The sequence below is a fragment of the Nitrobacter sp. NHB1 genome, from assembly GCF_036964665.1.
GTDB lineage: Bacteria > Pseudomonadota > Alphaproteobacteria > Rhizobiales > Xanthobacteraceae > Nitrobacter.
In genome coordinates this window covers 2,286,348-2,302,826 of record NZ_JBAMDA010000001.1, presented here as the reverse complement: position 1 = coordinate 2,302,826, position 16,479 = coordinate 2,286,348, and the positions used below count along the sequence as shown (strand labels likewise).

Sequence of the window (16,479 nt, the reverse complement as noted above, 5' to 3'; positions counted from 1 at the left end):
GCCGCGGGCCGGCCGTCGCCTTGCGCAGCATGGATTTTCGGTCGCGGCGCGGTCGCGGGCCGCGTCTCCTGCATAACCGAAATCATCAGCGGCAGGGGTTAAAGAATTCGGCCCGGCCCGGCTTTTCCGCCCGGCTCCCCGATCAGGTCCGAAGGTGGTGAATAAATTTGGATTAACGCACGGCCTGTCTGACCGTCGCAGACTTGGTCATCGCGGATTTGGCCGTCGCAGACTTTTTTGTCGCGGATCGGGCCGCCGTGGTTTTGGTCGTAGTCTTGGCCTGGGGTTTGGCGGCTGCGCCGTCCCATCCACCGGCGGGACTTGCGACCTTGACGGCATCGTCGGGTTGAGGCTTTGGGACGAATGTTTGAATCGCCAGCCTGGCCGCAGCAAGCGACTGCGGATTGAGGCGCTTGGCGACCTCGTCGCGCTTGCGCCCGGAATCCGCGTCGCCCTGAGCGGCGGCGAGGCTGAACCACTTGTAGGATTCCGCGAGGTTCTGTTCGATGCCGATGCCGCGGGCATAGAGAATGCCGAGATTGAACTGGCTGTCGGCGACGCCCCGCTCGGCCGCCTTGCGGAACCATTGCGCCGCGCTCGTGTAGTTGGCGCCCTTGCCGCCGCCGTCGGCGTCGAGCACAGCGAGGTTATGCATGGCCTTGGCATTGCCCCGCTCGGCCGCCTGCATGTAATAGCGCCGCGCCGCATCGACGTCCTTGCTCGCGCCGAGGCCCTTTTCGTGCAGGGTGCCGAGCCTGAACATGGCGGGCACGACGCCGGCTTGTGCCGCGCGATCGTACCATTTCGCGGCTTCGTCGTAATTGACGGCAACGCCTTTGCCCTCGGCATAGCGAACGCCGACTTCAAACGCCGCCGCGGCGTCGCCGTGGAGCGCGGCGGTCCGCAGCATCGGGCCGCCGATGCTGTCGGGGAGGGATTCCGAACGGGGAATGGCGACCCGCTCGAGCGTGTGTCCGTTCGGGACCGATGCGGGCGCGACCGGGATCGTGCCGGTGACCTCAGTGGATGCTGTCTCCGGCCGGCTCAATGGCGCCGTGTCCGATGGCGATTCGGCCGGAGCCGCGCTGCCGCCGGACGTTGGCGAAATCATCGACTGCCGGTCGATCGGCGTGGGCGAGGTCATCGACGGCGTCGCCGGGATATCGGTCGCGGGTGCGGCTTCGACGTCGGCCGGTGACTCCGCCGCGGGCGGGGCGGCCCGGCTGGTTTCGCTGACGGCCGTGCGCGAGGTTCCATCGAACAGCGACATTGCGAGTTGGAAACTGCCGAGCACGATCGCCACCACGCTCGCTCCGACGAGTAGCGAACGGATCTTGGCGGTGATGCCGGACCCGCCTCCGGCGGGACGCGCCGGCTCGATGGCGACCTTGGTTCGGCCAGCCTTGTTGGACGACGGCGCTGCGGCGGCCGCCGCCTGCGCGGCCCGGCGCGCCGCGGCAATGAATGATGAACCCGATTGTTCGCGCGGCGCTTCGGCGATGTCGCCGATAGCGCTTTCGGAGGCCGCGATGCGCTCCGACGGCGATGCTGCGCGTCCCGCCGGACGGGTGCCGGGTTCCAGCGGATGATCGGGCGGCAGGCCCGGATTGATCGCGGCGCGCGGTTGCGGCGGGCGCACGGTTGCGGATTGCGGGACGTGCCCAGGGTCGTAGGCGTCTCTCGGAATCAGGATGTCGCCGATCGCGCGTGGCGGGATCGGCGCTGATGTCGAGGCGGCCGGAGCGGGCTGCGGCACCGCCATCTGCGACAGCACGGGGTTCGGCAATTCGGGTTTCGGCGGCAGACCAGCCGGCTGTTCCGGCATCGCGCCGCGAGACGGCCCGGCCTGGGCGGCAGGCTGGGCGGCAGGCGTCGCGCGGACTGCGCGCAGGTCGCCTTCGATCATCGCCAGCCGGTCGACGACGTGCCCGAGCGTATTGTGAACGGCCTCGAGCGAATCCTGGGTATGACGGTCGGTTTCCGACTGGCAGAAGCGCATCTCGGACAGTTCGCGCTTGATCGCCTCGACGACCTCGCTGTCCATGGTCGGGCCGGTGCTGCGCGGACCGTCTTCGGCCAGCGCCGCAAGCCCGGCCTGCTGCCGTTCCAGGTGGCGCAGTATGTCCTGCAAGCCTTCCTCGACGCGCCCGAGATTGGTTTCTGCGAGATCGGTTCCTGCGAGATCGGTTCCTGAATGACCGCCGGCGGTCTCCAGGCGTTCCAGCAGCAGCGAGATCCGCTGTTCGAGATGCGCCAGCGCCGATGACGAATCGTGACCGGCCGGCAGACGGTCGAGACGCTCGGACAGTGCCCGCACCGCGTCTTCAAGCTGCCCGGAACTGCCGCCAGAGGCGGGACGTTCGCGGTTTTCCAGGGTCGCCGTCAGCGCGGCGACAACGCGCTGTTCGAGCGCGGAGAACGAATCGCTGTTGCCCTCGGATCGACTGAGCTGATCGACTTTCGACGACAGCATGGTGAGATCGTCGCTGAGCTGTGCCAGCGCATCGTTGGAGGCGACGTTGGAGACGATGCCGCGAAGCGCGCCGATCGCGTTTTCGAGCTGCTGCATCATGCCGCTGTCGCCGCTGCTGCGCACGATCGTATCGATCTTGTTGCCGAGATTGCGGATCGCCTCGTCGAACCCTGCTAGCTGTTCCGCCGGTTTTAGCGATCGCAGCGCGTCGTGGATCTCATTGAGGGCGCGTTCGATATTCGCCAGCGCCTGGCCGTCGCTGCCGCTTTGGCGGACGTCGTCGATGCGCTGCGACAGCGAGCGAATCTCGTTTTCGATCGATTCGATCGCGCGGCGCGGCAACGCCTCGGTGATGACGTGACGAATGCCGGCAAGCTCGCTGCGGAATGCGGCGATCGACTGCTCGATCCCGTCCGGGCGCTGCAGCGATTCGATCTGGCTTGTGATCTTGAACAGTTGCCGCTCGAGACCGGAGAAATCCGGCGTCGGCCGCGGCGTTGTCATCGCCGGCGCGACAGGCGGTGAGTTGCGCGGCGGCGTCGCGCGTGCGCCGTCGAGTTCATGCTGGCGTGCGGCGACTTCCGCGATCGCGAATTCGAGCGAGACGGGATCTTGCGGCGGCGACCGGCTGTAGACCTCGGCCGCGGCGCGCTCGACCCTGTCGGCGCGGTGCTGCGAGTCATCCGCGGGCGCTTGGGCGGAGACCCGGGCGAGCCGGGCATCGAGTCGCGAAATGGCGTCATTGAGCTGGCGGGCGACGGCGGGTTCGCCGCGCGTGGCCGGGCTCGACAACTGGTCGATCTGGCGGGTGATGGAATCGAGCCGCTGATGAATGTCCGCGACGTCGCGGCTGTCCTGGCCAGGGACCGGAGACTGCGCCATCGGAGAATCCGGCATGGCGCCGCCGGCCGTGGAACTGAGCCACTCGTTCAGGGACACGCCGGCGCGCCTCGCGGCGGCTTCGGCCCGCTCGCGAACGGATGGTTCGATCCCGTCTTCGCTCCACGATCCGCGCGAATTCATGCTTTCGTCCGGTGTCCGACCGGCGCATCCCATGCGCCTTCAGGTTCCCCGCGCGTCCCTTGAATAGACAATCGAAACCGGCGCAGGTCGTCTGCCTCTGAGGCTCGACCTTTTCGTGTTACGGTAAACAACGGGTTAAGGAGTTGCGCGGCCACCGCTAAAAGTTGCATTTTTGGCGAAAGGATGCCGCGATTTCGGCTCGGACGCATCCTGTAATTGTATTTTTAAAAAATACACCTGATGCGCCTTCAGGCCTGCCTCCAGGCATCACGAACAGATTGCCGTCGGCCACCGTGAACTGCTGGCCGATCAGGTCATCCTGCCCGGCGACCCGGCGCCTTTCGCGAAGGTCGGCCGCGTTGGGCGAGACGATCAAATGCATCGGCTTGACTGGATCAAGATTGATGCAGTTGCATTGAGTGCGGTAAGCTGCCGGCGGGACACAGGGGCTTCACGATGAGACGCAAACCGTCGATCGAGGCGGCCGCTGCCTGGACCCGCCTGATGCGCGTGCAGAGCCGGGTGCTGGATGCGGTGGAGCATGAGTTGAAGAAGGCGGGTTTTCCGCCGCTGGCCTGCTACGATGCGCTGTTCGAATTGTCGCGCGCGCCGGCAGGCGAGCTGCGGCCGGTCGAACTGGAAAAGCAGATGCTGCTGCCGCAATACGCGACCTCGCGCCTGATCGACCGCCTGGCGGACGAGAGGCTGGCGGTGCGGCGCGAATGCAAGGCCGACAAGCGCGGTCAGTTCGTCGCGATCACCGACGCCGGGCGGGAGTTGCAAAAAAGGATGTGGCAGGCCTATTCGGCGGCGATCGAAAAGCATGTCGGCTCCAAACTCTCCGACGCCGACGCCGCAAAGCTTTGCGCTCTGCTTGACCGGCTCGGTTGTTCCTGCAATGAGGCTCAGGCGCTTGCTGTGAGAGACGGTGCGTCCACGCGATGATGTCTCTCTCGCCTTTCGCGATTGCGGGCCATGCGGCTCACATTCTTTACCGCTACCGCGTGCGTTCGATCGAAACGCCCGACACCCGGATTTTTCATGGCGCGTGACCAGATCGATATGACGCCGCTGCAGTCGCGCGACGAACTCGTGGCGTGGCTGGAAGCCGGCGTGAAGCCCGCATCCGAATTCCGCATCGGCACCGAGCATGAAAAAACTCCGTTCACGCTTCAAGGCCACGATCCCGTGCCGTATGAAGGATCGCGCGGCATCGGCGCGTTGCTCGAGGGCATGAAGCTCCTGCTTGGCTGGGAGCCGATCATGGAGCAGGGCAATATCATCGGTCTCCATGACGTCACCGGCGGCGGTGCGATCTCGCTGGAGCCGGGAGGACAGTTCGAACTGTCGGGGGCACCGGTCGAGACGGTGCATCAGACCCAGGCGGAGCTTGCCGCGCATCTGGCGCAGGTTAAAGAGATCGCGACGCCGCTCGGCATCGGATTTCTCGGCCTTGGCATGACGCCGTCGTGGTCGCGGGCGCAGATCCCGATGATGCCAAAGGGCCGCTACAGGATCATGAGCGGCTACATGCCGAAGGTCGGCCGGTACGGTCTCGACATGATGTTGCGAACCTGCACGGTGCAGACCAATCTCGACTTCTCGTCCGAAGCCGACATGGTCAAGAAGCTGCGGGTCTCGGTGGCGTTGCAGCCGGTCGCGACGGCGCTGTTCGCAAATTCTCCCTTCACCGAAGGCAAGCCGAACGGCTTCCTGTCGTTCCGTTCGGAAATCTGGCGCGACACCGACAACGCCCGCGCCGGCATGATCCCCTGGGCGTTCGAGGACGGCATGGGATTCGAACGCTGGGTCGACTACGCGCTCGACGTTCCCATGTATTTCGTCAAGCGCGACGAAAATTATATCGACGTGTCCGGCTCGTCGTTCCGCGATTTCTTCGACGGCAGGAACAAGGCCATCCCCGGCGAGCGGCCGACCTTGTCGGACTGGGCCAATCATTTGTCGACCATCTTCCCCGAGGTGCGGCTCAAGCGCTATCTGGAAATGCGCGGCGCCGACGGCGTACCGTGGGGACGCCTGCCCGCGCTTCCGGCATTCTGGGTCGGATTGCTCTACGACGACACCAGCCTCGAGGCAGCCTGGGACATCGCCAAGCGCTGGAATGCGCAGGAACGCCAGGCGCTGCGCGACGACGTCTCCCGCATGGGCTTCAAGACCCGGATCAAGGATCGCTACCTGTTCGAAATCGCCAGGGAGTGCCTGGTGCTGGCGCATGCGGGTCTGCGCCGGCGCGGCCATGTCGATCATCTCGGCCGCGACGAGTCGCGGCATCTGGAGCCGCTCGATCAAATTCTGGATTCAGGCCGCTCTCCCGCCGAGGAGATGCTGGAGAAATTCAACGGCGCATGGGGCGGATCGGTGGAACCGGCCTACAGCGAATACGCTTTCTAGACCGGATAAAGTTTGAGGGCCGATCAACTCTGAATCAGCGATTTGAGGGTGCGCGACGGCTTCACGACGGAATCGTTCATCCACCGTACATCAAGGTGGCGATCTAATGAGCCCACTCCGCACTCGTCCTGGTTCGGGATACGCTGTTTTGCGGCATGTGTTGAAAGCCTGCGCATTGAAAGTCAGCCTGATCCTGCTGGCTGCGCTGTCGTTGATGGCCGGCCCAGCGGCGGCGCCGGCGCTTGCCCAGACGAATTTCGACCGGCCCGGCGCCGACTATCTGCGAATGCCGCTGCGGTCGGGCGATCCGGCCGATTGTGCGATGGCGTGCGAGCGCGACCGCCGCTGCCGCGCCTGGAGTTTCAGCTATCCCAGCGAGCGGTTGGAGATGGCGGTGTGCTGGCTCAAGAATGCCGTCGCGCCGCGGATCGCGAATCCGTGTTGCGTGTCCGGCGTGCGCGGCGCCGGCGTGATCGAGCGGCGCACCGGGCCGGTCGAACACTCGACCGATCGCGCAGGTGGCGACTACCGCGGCTTCGAAATCAAGAAAGACGAAAGAGCCAATGCCGACCAGATCTGCCGCCATGCGTGCGATGCCGATAGCAAGTGCCGGGCATGGACCTATGCGCGGCCGGGCTATGTCGGCAAAGCCGCGCGATGTTTCCTGAAAAAGGAAATCAAGCCGCCACGCCGCCGGCCGGGCTTTACGTCCGGAGTCGTGCGATAGAGGCTGGTCGCAATCGTTCTGGATTGCTTCGCGGAGCCTGTCCTCGGGCTTGCCATTTTGATTTGACGCGTTTTCTTGACGCGAACCGGTATCCATCCTCGGTCAAGCCCGAGGACATGCTTCGCTCGAAAACGGCCTAGACTAATGCACCGCCGTGAAAAAACGTGCGAGGCGGAAGCCCGAGAGCCAGGTCCAGACCGGCTGGCTGCGGATGCCCATATCCCACGAGCCGACGATGGCATCGACCCGGCCGACCAGGTTGTCGGTCGGGAGCAGACCGACGCCGCCCTGGTTAACGGGCACGCGGCTGTCCGCGGAGTTGTCGCGGTTGTCGCCCATTACGAACAGATGGCCCGGCGGCACCGTCACCTCCGCCGTGTTGTCGAGCCGGCCGTTGTCGTGAATCTTGAAAATGGGGTGCGAGGCGCCGCCCGGCAGCGTTTCCACGTAACGATGCGCCGGTTCGCTGGAGCCGTTGTCGTCCTCGGCCTCGCCGAGACCATCCGGCTTCAGCGCCGCCGCCTGTCCGTTGATCCAGACCTGACCGCCGCGCATCTGGATGCGGTCGCCGGGCAGGCCGATGACGCGCTTCACCCAGACCTGCGAAAGGTTGCCGGGCCAGCGGAAGACCACGACGTCGCCGCGTTTGGGCAGTTCGCCGAAAATGCGCGATGTCTCGGGAAACGAGACGTGGATCGGCAGCGAGGCGGTGCTGTAGCCGTAGGGGTATTTCGACGCCAGCAGCGCGTCGCCGATCAGCAGCGTCGGCTCCATCGACGCCGACGGCACATAGAACGGCTCGGCGATCGCGCCCTTCGCGACCAGCACAACCAGCACGATCGCCGCGATCTGGACGATCTGTCCGCTCCAGCGCCGGACCGTCGATTGCGATGTTGATGTTTCCGCGCTCATCCGCCCGTTCCTCCGACCGTGATCCGTTCCATTCGCAGCGTCGGCTGGCCGACGCCGACCGGCACGCCCTGACCGTTCTTGCCGCAGGTGCCGATGCCGTCGTCGAGCGCGATATCGTTGCCGATCATGGTGATGCGATGCAGATCGGTCGGTCCGTTGCCGATCAGCATCGCGCCCTTGAGCGGCGCGCCGATCTTGCCGTTCTCGATCTTGTAGGCCTCGGTGCACTGGAACACGTATTTGCCCGAGGTGATGTCGACCTGGCCGCCGCCGAAATTCGCGGCGTAAACTCCGTTCTTCACCGATGCCAGGATTTCCGCGGGGTCGCGATCGCCCGCCGGCATGTAGGTGTTGGTCATGCGCGGCATCGGCACGTGGGCGTAGTCCTGACGGCGGCCGTTGCCGGTGGGCTTCATGCCCATCAGCCGCGCGTTCTGGCGGTCCTGCATGTAGCCGACCAGGATGCCGTCCTCGATCAGCACGGTGCGGCCCGTCGGCGTGCCCTCGTCGTCGATCGAAAGCGAGCCGCGGCGGGCCGACATGGTGCCGTCGTCGACCACGGTGACGCCTCTGGCCGCGACCTGCTGCCCCATCAGTCCCGCGAAGGCCGAGGTTTTCTTGCGGTTGAAGTCGCCCTCTAAGCCGTGTCCCACCGCTTCATGCAGCATCACGCCGGGCCAGCCGGGACCGAGCACCACGTCCATCTCGCCGGCGGGCGCGGGCACCGATTCCAGATTGACCAGCGCCTGACGGATTGCGCCGTCCGCAGCCGACCGCCACGCCTTGGTCTCGATGAAGCGGGCATAGCCCTCGCGGCCGCCATAGCCATGGCTGCCGGTTTCCTGCCGGTCGCCCTGTCCGGCGACGACGGAAATGTTCACCCGCACCAGCGGCCGGATATCGCGGTAGCTTTCGCCGTCCGGCCGCATGATTTCGACGACCTGCCACGTCGCGCCGAGGCTGACGGACACCTGACGCACCCGCGGATCGTTGTCGCGGACATAGGCGTCGATCTCAGCAAGCAGTTTGACCTTGGTCTCGAAGCCGAGGCCGTCGAGCGGATTGTCGTCGCCGTACAGCCGTACATTGGTATGGGCGGGAGCGGCCGCGAAGGTCCCGTGGTAGCCGCCGCGCACAGCGCCGACGGCGTCGGCGGCGCGGATCAGCGCGGGCAGCGAAACGTCGGACGAATGGGCATAGCCGACGGCATCGCCCTTGACGGCGCGAAGCCCGAAGCCTTGCGAGGTATCGTAGGTCGCCTGCTTGAGCCGGCCGTTGTCGAACATCAGCGCTTCGCTCTGGCTGTATTCCAGAAACAGTTCGCCGTCGTCCGCGCCCTTGAGGCTCCGCGCCACTTCATCGCGTACGGAATCGCGGTCGAGATCGGCGCGGTCGAGCAGAGACGTGGCGGCGGGACTGGTCATGCGGACTCCAGATTCAACATTCAACGCGGATATGCGGCCGTTCCGTGTCGTCCGAAGCGGTCTAAGGTTCAAGATAGGCACGATGGTCGCGAAAAGGGAGGCTCTTTGCAAACCTAAATCGCTACGGCAGCTTGTCGTAACCTTCGCCAAGCCCGTTCAGGCTGAGCGGGAAGCCGATGCCTTCCTCGGGCGTTTCGAAGATGATGAATGTCGCGGTCTTGGCGCTGCGCAACTGCCCCAGCAGCTTGTCGTCCAGCACGACCTCGGCGACGCAGCCGTTGGGCAGGCAGCGCACGAACCCGGCGCGGCCGACGTCGACGTTGTCGAGTTTCAGGCCGAGGCCGGAGGGCAGCAGCACGCCGAGCGGCGCCACCACCCGCATCAGCCGGCTTTTCTGGTCGGCGGTCTTGAGCACGATCACGGTCAGGCCGGCGTTGGAGCGGTCTTCCGCCACCACGCTCTGAATCAACGCGCATTGCTCGGCCTTGGCGCCAGGCGGGGTGTCACAGCGGATTTGCCAGTCGCCATGGACCGATTTGACGGCCCCCTGGGCGCAGGCCGCGCCGGCAAAGCCCAGAACGAGAAGGGCCGCGGCCCAGCTCGTCAACGCGCGGACCGGCTGACGTTTCGCAACTGCCATGCGTCCTGGCGTATGCCTGATATGCGGTTTCGAAAACCTCATCCGGGTCGATCCCCTGCTCTCGCATGCCGTGCCTTGGCGCGCCGGCCCGATGGGCAATGACGGCGCCTTGAGGCGGTCCCGGCCCGGATCAGCCCGAACCGCAGCCGAATCCGTGAAGCGGCCGCGCCTGTGCCTACATCGGACAATCCACCTGTCAAGCGGCGTCCGGCAGCAAAATGCGCGTTTGCGCTCTGTTTTGTCAGCCAAAGGCGTTTGTCAGCCAAATGCGCCGGACCGCGGTTCGAAGGCATCGTTCGACTCGTTGTCCTTGGTCCTTGCGAGGGACGACAAATTATGGTTTGAGAGGGGCGGCTTTGGACGCATTCTAGCTAAACGGCCCCGCAGGCTGTTCGCGGAAGCGTCATATCGACCAGCAGCCTTGCCGCCGGCAGGAACTGCTTAAGGGGGCTAGTTTAGGGTTTTTATATGACAAGGAGCGCGAGCGGCATGAAGATGTCGAAGGGCCAGGTTGGTCGCCGGTTTAGCCGCCGGTTTCTGGGATTAGCGTTTGGAATAGCGGCGCTGGCCGCTGGTGGATCGGTTTCCGCAGAGGAGCTGGTCGGTCAACCGAATGCGTGGGCGCTGGATCTTCAGGCGGGGGTGACGCCTGTGATGGACAGCATCCAGCGGATGCATAACGGGCTTATGGTTGTCATCACGTTGATCACGCTGCTGGTGACGGGGCTGCTGGTTGTGGCGATGGTGCGGTTCAACGCGCGGGCCAACCCGGTGCCGTCGAAGACGACCCACAACACGTTGATCGAGGTTGCGTGGACGATCATCCCGGTTCTGATTCTGGTTGGCATTGCGGTGCCGTCGTTCCGGCTGCTGTTCGAGGAGCTTGACATTCCGAAGGCCGACCTGACGGTGAAGGCGACCGGCAAGCAGTGGTACTGGAGCTACACCTATCCGGACAACGGCAAGTTTGAGTTCGACTCGCTGATCGCGGAAGACAAGAAGCCGCGGATGCTGGCCGTCGACAACGAGCTGGTGGTTCCGGTGAACAAGGTGGTCGTGGTTCAGGTGACCGGGGCCGATGTCATTCATTCTTTTGGAGTACCGGCGTTCGGCATCAAGGTGGATGCGATTCCGGGTCGTCTCAACGAGACCTGGTTCAAGGCCACCAAGACCGGCGTGTTCTACGGCCAGTGCTCGGAGCTGTGCGGCCGGGATCACGCCTTCATGCCGATCGCGGTGCGGGTGGTGAGCGAGCAGGATTTTGCGGCCTGGGTTGAAACCGCAAAGAAGAAGTTTGCTTCGAACCCGGCGAACGCGGTGGCCTCGGCTGCCGACGTGATGCAGTAGACGTGATGCGGCAGGCGCCGGCGTCGGGAGGTTTTCTGACGCGGGCGCAACCGCAAGGGTTTGAAGGACTTCAAGGGACGTAAAGACAGGATTGGACAATGGCAACAACCGCAGCATCTGCTCACGACCACGATCACGACGACGACCATGCGCACCACCCGACCGGGTGGCGGCGCTTTGCGTATTCGACCAATCACAAGGACATCGGTACCATGTACCTGGTGTTCGCCATCGTTGCGGGGGTCATCGGCGGCCTGATGTCGATGGGCATCCGGGCGGAACTGATGTTTCCCGGCGTGCAGGTTTTCCATCCTGCTCACGAATACAACGTGTTCGTGACCTCGCACGGCCTGATCATGATCTTCTTCATGGTGATGCCGGCGATGATCGGCGGCTTCGGCAACTGGTTCGTGCCGCTGATGATCGGGGCGCCCGACATGGCGTTTCCGCGCATGAACAACATCTCGTTCTGGCTGCTGCCGGCGGCGTTTGCGCTGCTGCTGCTGTCGAACTTCATGGAGGGCGAGCCGGGCGCCATCGGTGCTGGCACGGGCTGGACGCTGTATGCGCCGCTGTCGACCAGCGGTCATCCGGGTCCGTCGGTGGATTTCGTGATCCTGGCGATCCATCTGGCCGGCGCTTCCTCGATTCTCGGCGCGATCAACTTCATCACCACGATCTTCAACATGCGCGCGCCGGGCATGACCATGCACAAGATGCCGCTGTTCGTGTGGTCGATCCTGGTCACGGTGTTCCTGCTGCTGCTGGCGCTGCCGGTTCTGGCGGGTGCGATCACGATGCTGCTGACCGACCGTAACTTCGGCACCACGTTCTTCGCTGCCGACGGCGGCGGCGATCCGGTGCTGTTCCAGCATCTGTTCTGGTTCTTCGGTCATCCCGAGGTGTACATCCTGATTCTGCCGGGCTTCGGCATGGTCAGCCATGTGATCTCGACCTTCTCGAAGAAGCCGATCTTCGGATATCTCGGCATGGCCTATGCGATGGTCGCGATCGGCGGCGTCGGCTTCGTGGTGTGGGCGCACCACATGTACACGGTCGGCATGGCATCGTCGGCGCAGGCCTATTTCGTCGCGGCGACCATGGTGATCGCGGTGCCGACGGGCGTGAAGGTGTTCTCGTGGATCGCCACCATGTGGGGCGGCTCGATCGAGTTCAGGGCGCCGATGCTGTTTGCGGTCGGCTTCATCTTCCTGTTCACGGTCGGCGGCGTCACCGGCGTGGTGCTGGCCAATGCGGGCGTCGATCGCGTGATGCAGGAGACCTACTACGTCATCGCGCACTTCCACTACGTGATGGGCATTGCCGCGGTGTTCTCGATCTTCGCGGGCTGGTACTACTGGTTCCCGAAGATGTCCGGCTACATGTACAACGAGACCATCGCCAAGCTGCACTTCTGGTTGATGTTCATCGGCGCCAACATCCTGTTCTTCCCGCAGCATTTCCTCGGACTGCAGGGCATGATGCGGCGCTCGGTCGACTATCCGGATGCGTTCGCGGGCTGGAACGAGATCTCGTCCTACGGCGCGTTCATCGCGGGGGCCGGCGCTCTGGTCTTCCTCTACGGCCTGGTCGATGCCTTCGCGCGCAAGGAGAAGGCTGCGGACAATCCGTGGGGTGAAGGTGCCACCACGCTGGAATGGACGCTGTCCTCGCCGCCGCCGTTCCACCAGTTCGGAACGCTGCCGAAGGTGCAGTAATGTGACTGTGCGCGGCGCGCCTGGCGCGCCGCGCACCCAACAAGGCAACTTACGCGACGCGCACCCGACAAAGCGAACCGTGCGCGCCGCGTACCCAACAAGCGAACTGTGCGCGACGCGCCCGCCGCGCCGGGCGCCAACAAAGTGAGTTGTGTCTTGCCGGTAGTCGATCGAAACGCCATTGAGCTGCCGCCCCGGATATCGGAGGCGAGCGTCGCCGATTACTTCGCGCTGCTGAAGCCACGGGTGATGTCGCTCGTGATCTTCACCGCGCTGGTCGGACTGATGATTGCGCCGGGTCATGTTCACCCGGTGCTGGGCTTCACCGCGATCCTGTGCATCGCGGTCGGCGCCGGCGCCTCCGGCGCGCTGAACATGGCGCTCGAAGGCGATATCGACGTGCTGATGTCGCGCACGGCCAACCGGCCGATCCCGCGCGGCCGCATCACCCGCGGCGAGGCGATGGGGTTCGGCCTCACGCTGTCGTTTTTCTCGGTGATGACGCTCGGCGCTCTGGTTAACTGGTACGCCGGGGGGTTGCTCGCCTTTACGATCTTCTTCTACGTGGTGATCTACACCATGGGGCTGAAGCGCCGGACCGCGCAGAACATCGTGATCGGCGGCGCCGCCGGCGCGCTGCCGCCGGTGGTGGCGTGGGCGGCGGCGACAGGGTCGCTGTCGGTCGAGCCGCTGCTGCTGTTTTTGATCATCTTCTTCTGGACGCCGCCGCATTTCTGGGCGCTGGCGCTGTTCCGCTCTGACGATTATGCGCGCGCCGGCGTGCCGATGCTGCCGGTGGTCGCCGGGCCCGATGCGACGCGGCTGCAGATCCTGCTCTATACCATCGTGCTGGTGGCGATCGCCGCCGCGCCCTGGCCGCTCGGCTATTTCGACTGGGTTTATGGCGTCACCTCGCTGGTTCTCGGCTTCGGCATGCTGGTGCTCGCCATCAATGTCTACCGCCATCGCACCGGTAGCGTGGCGCTGCGCGCGACGCGGCGCCTGTTCGCATTTTCGATCCTCTATCTGTTCGCGCTGTTTGCCGTTCTGCTGCTCGATGTGGTTGCGAAGGCCGTCGCGCCGTTGATCTGGTAGTGGGGACGCATGGAGCGATGGACAACAAGCCGAAGCCGGACGAAATCGTGCTCACCGAGGCGCAGAAAAAGCGCCGGCGCGAGCGCTCGATCGCGATCGCCGTCGCGCTCGGAATCCTGGTCGTGCTGTTCTTCGCGGTCACATTCGTCAAGGGGCCGGGCGTTGTCGTCCGTCCGATGTGATTGAGATGACCGACGCGCCACAGCACCCGCAGCAACCCGCCACGGCCTCAGTCGCACCGGCGGCTCCCGCCGCGCCGAAGGCTGCGCCGCGCGTGAGCCGCGACGTGAAGATCGGCGCGACCTGCGGCCTGCTGGTCGCGCTCATGGTCGGCGCCGCCTATGCGGCGGTGCCGTTCTACAACTGGTTCTGCCGCGCCACCGGCTTCAACGGAACCACGCAGGTCGCAAAAGTCGCGCCGAGTGCGGCGCCGCTGGCGCGCACGGTGGCCGTGCGCTTCGACTCCAACGTCTCCGGCGGGCTGCCGTGGAAGTTCGAGCCGGAACAGACCGAAATCAAGGTCCGGATCGGCGAGGTCACCACCGTATACTACACCGTCACCAACCAGGCGGGGACCGCCACGGCGGGGCAGGCGGCCTATAACGTCACGCCGCTGACGGTCGGATCGTATTTCACCAAGATCAACTGCTTCTGTTTCACCGAGCAGACCCTGGCGGCCGGTGAGAAGCGGGAGATGGCCGTCGTCTTCTATGTCGACCCGGCCTTCGCCGCCGACAGCGAGAACGACGGCGTCAGGACCATCACCCTGTCCTACACGTTCTTCCCGGTGAGGGATGCCGCGCCGAAGCCGGTGGCGGCGAGCGAACCGGACCGGCCAGGGGGAAGCATCTGACCTTCGACGGCTGACGCGTTTGGTTGCTGACGCGTTTTGTTTTTGGGATGGATTAGGTGCCAATTCAGCCGGCACCGCTAACGCAGACGGAGAGAGACCGCAATGGCTACGGCGCAAGTCAAGCACGATTACCACCTTGTCGACCCGAGTCCGTGGCCGATCATAGGCGCGACCGCGGCCTTCGTCATGGCCGTCGGCGCCATCCTGTGGATGCATCACCTGACCGCGGCAGCGCCGATCATTTTCGGCATCGGCGTGGTCGGCGTGCTCTACACCATGGCGAACTGGTGGGCGGAAGTGATCCGCGAGGCCGAGCACAAGGGCGACCACACCCGCGTGGTGCAGATCAGCCATCGCTACGGCATGATCCTGTTCATCACCTCCGAGGTGATGTTCTTCGTTGCCTGGTTCTGGGCCTTCTTCAATTCCGCGCTGTTCCCGGGCGATCCCGTGCACGCCACCCGCGACGCGCTGTTCGGCGGCGTCTGGCCGCCCAAGGGCATCGAGGTCTTCGACCCCTGGCACCTGCCGCTGCTCAACACCCTGCTCCTGCTGACCTCGGGCACCACCGTGACCTGGGCGCATAACGCCCTGCTCAACGGCGACCGCAAGGGACTGAAGTGGGGGTTGATCCTGACCATCGCGCTCGGCGCCACCTTCACCGCCGTGCAGGCCCACGAATACTCTGAAGCGGCCTTCCACTTCGCCGGCAACGTCTATGGCGCCACCTTCTTCATGGCCACCGGTTTCCACGGCTTCCATGTGCTGGTCGGCACCATCTTCCTGATCGTCTGCCTGTTCCGCGCCAATGCCGGACACTTCTCGCCGACGCAGCACCTCGGCTTCGAATTCGCCGCCTGGTACTGGCATTTCGTCGACGTGGTGTGGCTGTTCCTGTTCATCTGCATCTATGTCTGGGGCAACGGCGCCTCGGCCATGGCGCACGCCGCGCACTGATCGGGACGCAAGCAACTCAATCATGAAAAGGGCGGCCGCGCGGCCGCCCTTTTTCTCTTCCGGGAAACACCGATGTCCAATTTTTACGCCCGGGCGACCTTGTCTCAAGCCATCCTGCGCGGGATCGCCTGCAAATGCCCGCGCTGCGGCAAGGGCAAGCTGTTTGCCGGGTTCCTGACGCTGCGGCCGTCCTGCGAGCGCTGCGAACTGGATTACACCTTCATCGATTCCGGCGACGGACCCGCGGTGTTCATCATCCTGATCGGCGGCTTCATCGTCGTCGGCTGCGCCCTGATCGTCGAGGTCAAGTATCAGCCGCCGTACTGGGTTCACGCCGTGCTGTGGATCCCCCTGATCCTTGCCGTCACCCTGGCACCGTTGCGCGCCATGAAATCGCTCCTGATCAGCCTGCAATTCCACCACAAGGCCGCCGAAGGCCGATCCATCCGGTCGAGCTCCCCTGACTAAGCTCACAAACCAGCGGGAGAGAGTTTTAAAGCGGGAGAGAGTAAAAATTGGGCCTGGTCGCTCGACCAGAACGGTTCTCGATGACATGCAATCGATCCGTTAGCATTTTCGAGCGAAGCATGCCCTCGGGCTTGACCCGAGGGTGGATATCGGTTCGCGTCAAGAAAACGCGTCAAATCAAAATCATAGAGCCCCCGTTCTGGTTCATCAGAACTGGAAAGGCTCGTGTTCTGGCATCGTGCGCGGGCATAGCCGGTCGAAGGACGCTGTTCTCTTTACCCGCGCATCCATCGTCCTCCTCCTTCCGGATGGATCGTCGGGTCATACCGAGTGAAACGACGCCGTTCTTCGAACTGGCTATCCCCGACAATGACGGATCATCGAGGTGTTGCCGTCCCGGCGTGAAACGCTCTATAGAGCCAATTGGCGC

The 16,479-nt window shown here is 64.5% G+C and carries 15 protein-coding genes; 10 read left to right on the top strand and 5 right to left on the bottom strand.

The annotated features are described in order from the left end of the window. Window positions 1-172: 172 nt before the first annotated feature. Together V4R08_RS10695 and V4R08_RS10690 are read right to left on the bottom strand one after the other, a co-directional pair. On the bottom strand, window positions 173-3,496 hold the full coding sequence (locus V4R08_RS10695; RefSeq protein WP_335579338.1) for a tetratricopeptide repeat protein: 3,324 nt from the start codon (window positions 3,494-3,496) through the stop codon (window positions 173-175). 157 nt (window positions 3,497-3,653) lie between these two features. After that, window positions 3,654-3,878 carry a hypothetical protein gene (locus V4R08_RS10690; RefSeq protein ID WP_335579337.1) on the bottom strand — a complete coding sequence of 75 codons (225 nt, stop codon included), beginning with the start codon at window positions 3,876-3,878 and terminating at the stop codon, window positions 3,654-3,656. A gap of 74 nt (window positions 3,879-3,952) precedes the next feature. Between V4R08_RS10690 and V4R08_RS10685 the strand changes: the two genes are divergently transcribed. The 3 genes from V4R08_RS10685 to V4R08_RS10675 all read left to right on the top strand — a co-directional run bounded on the left by V4R08_RS10685 (window position 3,953) and on the right by V4R08_RS10675 (window position 6,635). Next, window positions 3,953-4,441, top strand: a complete 489-nt coding sequence (locus V4R08_RS10685) for a MarR family winged helix-turn-helix transcriptional regulator (protein WP_335579336.1) — start codon at window positions 3,953-3,955, stop codon at window positions 4,439-4,441. Window positions 4,442-4,537: 96 nt separating this feature from the next. Further along, complete coding sequence (locus V4R08_RS10680; RefSeq protein ID WP_335579335.1) at window positions 4,538-5,908, top strand: glutamate--cysteine ligase; 1,371 nt, start codon at window positions 4,538-4,540, stop codon at window positions 5,906-5,908. Between the two features lie 106 nt (window positions 5,909-6,014). Continuing rightward, complete coding sequence (locus tag V4R08_RS10675; protein WP_442935653.1) at window positions 6,015-6,635, top strand: PAN domain-containing protein; 621 nt, start codon at window positions 6,015-6,017, stop codon at window positions 6,633-6,635. Window positions 6,636-6,776: 141 nt separating this feature from the next. On the opposite strand, the gene lepB is transcribed toward V4R08_RS10675, so the two are convergent. The 3 genes from lepB to V4R08_RS10660 form a co-directional block, all read right to left on the bottom strand. Beyond that, window positions 6,777-7,547: a signal peptidase I gene (lepB, locus tag V4R08_RS10670; protein WP_335579334.1), complete on the bottom strand. Its 771-nt coding sequence runs from the start codon at window positions 7,545-7,547 to the stop codon at window positions 6,777-6,779. Continuing rightward, window positions 7,544-8,971, bottom strand: a complete 1,428-nt coding sequence (gene tldD, locus V4R08_RS10665; protein WP_335579333.1) for a metalloprotease TldD — start codon at window positions 8,969-8,971, stop codon at window positions 7,544-7,546. Before tldD ends, lepB begins: the two co-directional genes overlap by 4 nt. A gap of 121 nt (window positions 8,972-9,092) precedes the next feature. Next, window positions 9,093-9,611 carry an invasion associated locus B family protein gene (locus tag V4R08_RS10660; protein ID WP_335579332.1) on the bottom strand — a complete coding sequence of 173 codons (519 nt, stop codon included), beginning with the start codon at window positions 9,609-9,611 and terminating at the stop codon, window positions 9,093-9,095. A 489-nt stretch (window positions 9,612-10,100) separates the two neighbouring features. On the opposite strand from V4R08_RS10660, the gene coxB reads away from it, so the two are divergent. The 7 genes from coxB to V4R08_RS10625 all read left to right on the top strand — a co-directional run bounded on the left by coxB (window position 10,101) and on the right by V4R08_RS10625 (window position 16,049). Further along, complete coding sequence (gene coxB, locus V4R08_RS10655; RefSeq protein WP_335579831.1) at window positions 10,101-10,958, top strand: cytochrome c oxidase subunit II; 858 nt, start codon at window positions 10,101-10,103, stop codon at window positions 10,956-10,958. A 98-nt stretch (window positions 10,959-11,056) separates the two neighbouring features. Next, entirely contained in the window at window positions 11,057-12,676 is a 1,620-nt protein-coding gene (gene ctaD / locus V4R08_RS10650; RefSeq protein WP_335579331.1) for a cytochrome c oxidase subunit I, read from the top strand. A 156-nt stretch (window positions 12,677-12,832) separates the two neighbouring features. Further along, window positions 12,833-13,771 carry a heme o synthase gene (locus V4R08_RS10645; protein WP_335579330.1) on the top strand — a complete coding sequence of 313 codons (939 nt, stop codon included), beginning with the start codon at window positions 12,833-12,835 and terminating at the stop codon, window positions 13,769-13,771. Between the two features lie 17 nt (window positions 13,772-13,788). Further along, complete coding sequence (locus tag V4R08_RS10640) at window positions 13,789-13,953, top strand: cytochrome c oxidase system small membrane protein (protein ID WP_335579329.1); 165 nt, start codon at window positions 13,789-13,791, stop codon at window positions 13,951-13,953. A 5-nt stretch (window positions 13,954-13,958) separates the two neighbouring features. Continuing rightward, window positions 13,959-14,624, top strand: a complete 666-nt coding sequence (locus tag V4R08_RS10635; RefSeq protein ID WP_335579328.1) for a cytochrome c oxidase assembly protein — start codon at window positions 13,959-13,961, stop codon at window positions 14,622-14,624. 102 nt (window positions 14,625-14,726) lie between these two features. Beyond that, window positions 14,727-15,581: a cytochrome c oxidase subunit 3 gene (locus V4R08_RS10630; RefSeq protein WP_335579327.1), complete on the top strand. Its 855-nt coding sequence runs from the start codon at window positions 14,727-14,729 to the stop codon at window positions 15,579-15,581. A 72-nt stretch (window positions 15,582-15,653) separates the two neighbouring features. Next, complete coding sequence (locus V4R08_RS10625; protein WP_335579326.1) at window positions 15,654-16,049, top strand: DUF983 domain-containing protein; 396 nt, start codon at window positions 15,654-15,656, stop codon at window positions 16,047-16,049. Window positions 16,050-16,479 lie beyond the last annotated feature (430 nt).

Bases quoted from the DNA above. Each gene is read 5' to 3' on its own strand.
- V4R08_RS10695 (WP_335579338.1), bottom strand. From the start codon at position 3,496: ATGAATTCGCGCGGATCGTGGAGCGAAGACGGGATCGAACCATCCGTT.
- V4R08_RS10690 (WP_335579337.1), bottom strand. From the start codon at position 3,878: ATGCATTTGATCGTCTCGCCCAACGCGGCCGACCTTCGCGAAAGGCGC.
- V4R08_RS10685 (WP_335579336.1), top strand. From the start codon at position 3,953: ATGAGACGCAAACCGTCGATCGAGGCGGCCGCTGCCTGGACCCGCCTG.
- V4R08_RS10680 (WP_335579335.1), top strand. From the start codon at position 4,538: ATGGCGCGTGACCAGATCGATATGACGCCGCTGCAGTCGCGCGACGAA.
- V4R08_RS10675 (WP_442935653.1), top strand. From the start codon at position 6,015: ATGAGCCCACTCCGCACTCGTCCTGGTTCGGGATACGCTGTTTTGCGG.
- lepB (WP_335579334.1), bottom strand. From the start codon at position 7,547: ATGAGCGCGGAAACATCAACATCGCAATCGACGGTCCGGCGCTGGAGC.
- tldD (WP_335579333.1), bottom strand. From the start codon at position 8,971: ATGACCAGTCCCGCCGCCACGTCTCTGCTCGACCGCGCCGATCTCGAC.
- V4R08_RS10660 (WP_335579332.1), bottom strand. From the start codon at position 9,611: ATGGCAGTTGCGAAACGTCAGCCGGTCCGCGCGTTGACGAGCTGGGCC.
- coxB (WP_335579831.1), top strand. From the start codon at position 10,101: ATGAAGATGTCGAAGGGCCAGGTTGGTCGCCGGTTTAGCCGCCGGTTT.
- ctaD (WP_335579331.1), top strand. From the start codon at position 11,057: ATGGCAACAACCGCAGCATCTGCTCACGACCACGATCACGACGACGAC.
- V4R08_RS10640 (WP_335579329.1), top strand. From the start codon at position 13,789: ATGGACAACAAGCCGAAGCCGGACGAAATCGTGCTCACCGAGGCGCAG.
- V4R08_RS10635 (WP_335579328.1), top strand. From the start codon at position 13,959: ATGACCGACGCGCCACAGCACCCGCAGCAACCCGCCACGGCCTCAGTC.
- V4R08_RS10630 (WP_335579327.1), top strand. From the start codon at position 14,727: ATGGCTACGGCGCAAGTCAAGCACGATTACCACCTTGTCGACCCGAGT.
- V4R08_RS10625 (WP_335579326.1), top strand. From the start codon at position 15,654: ATGTCCAATTTTTACGCCCGGGCGACCTTGTCTCAAGCCATCCTGCGC.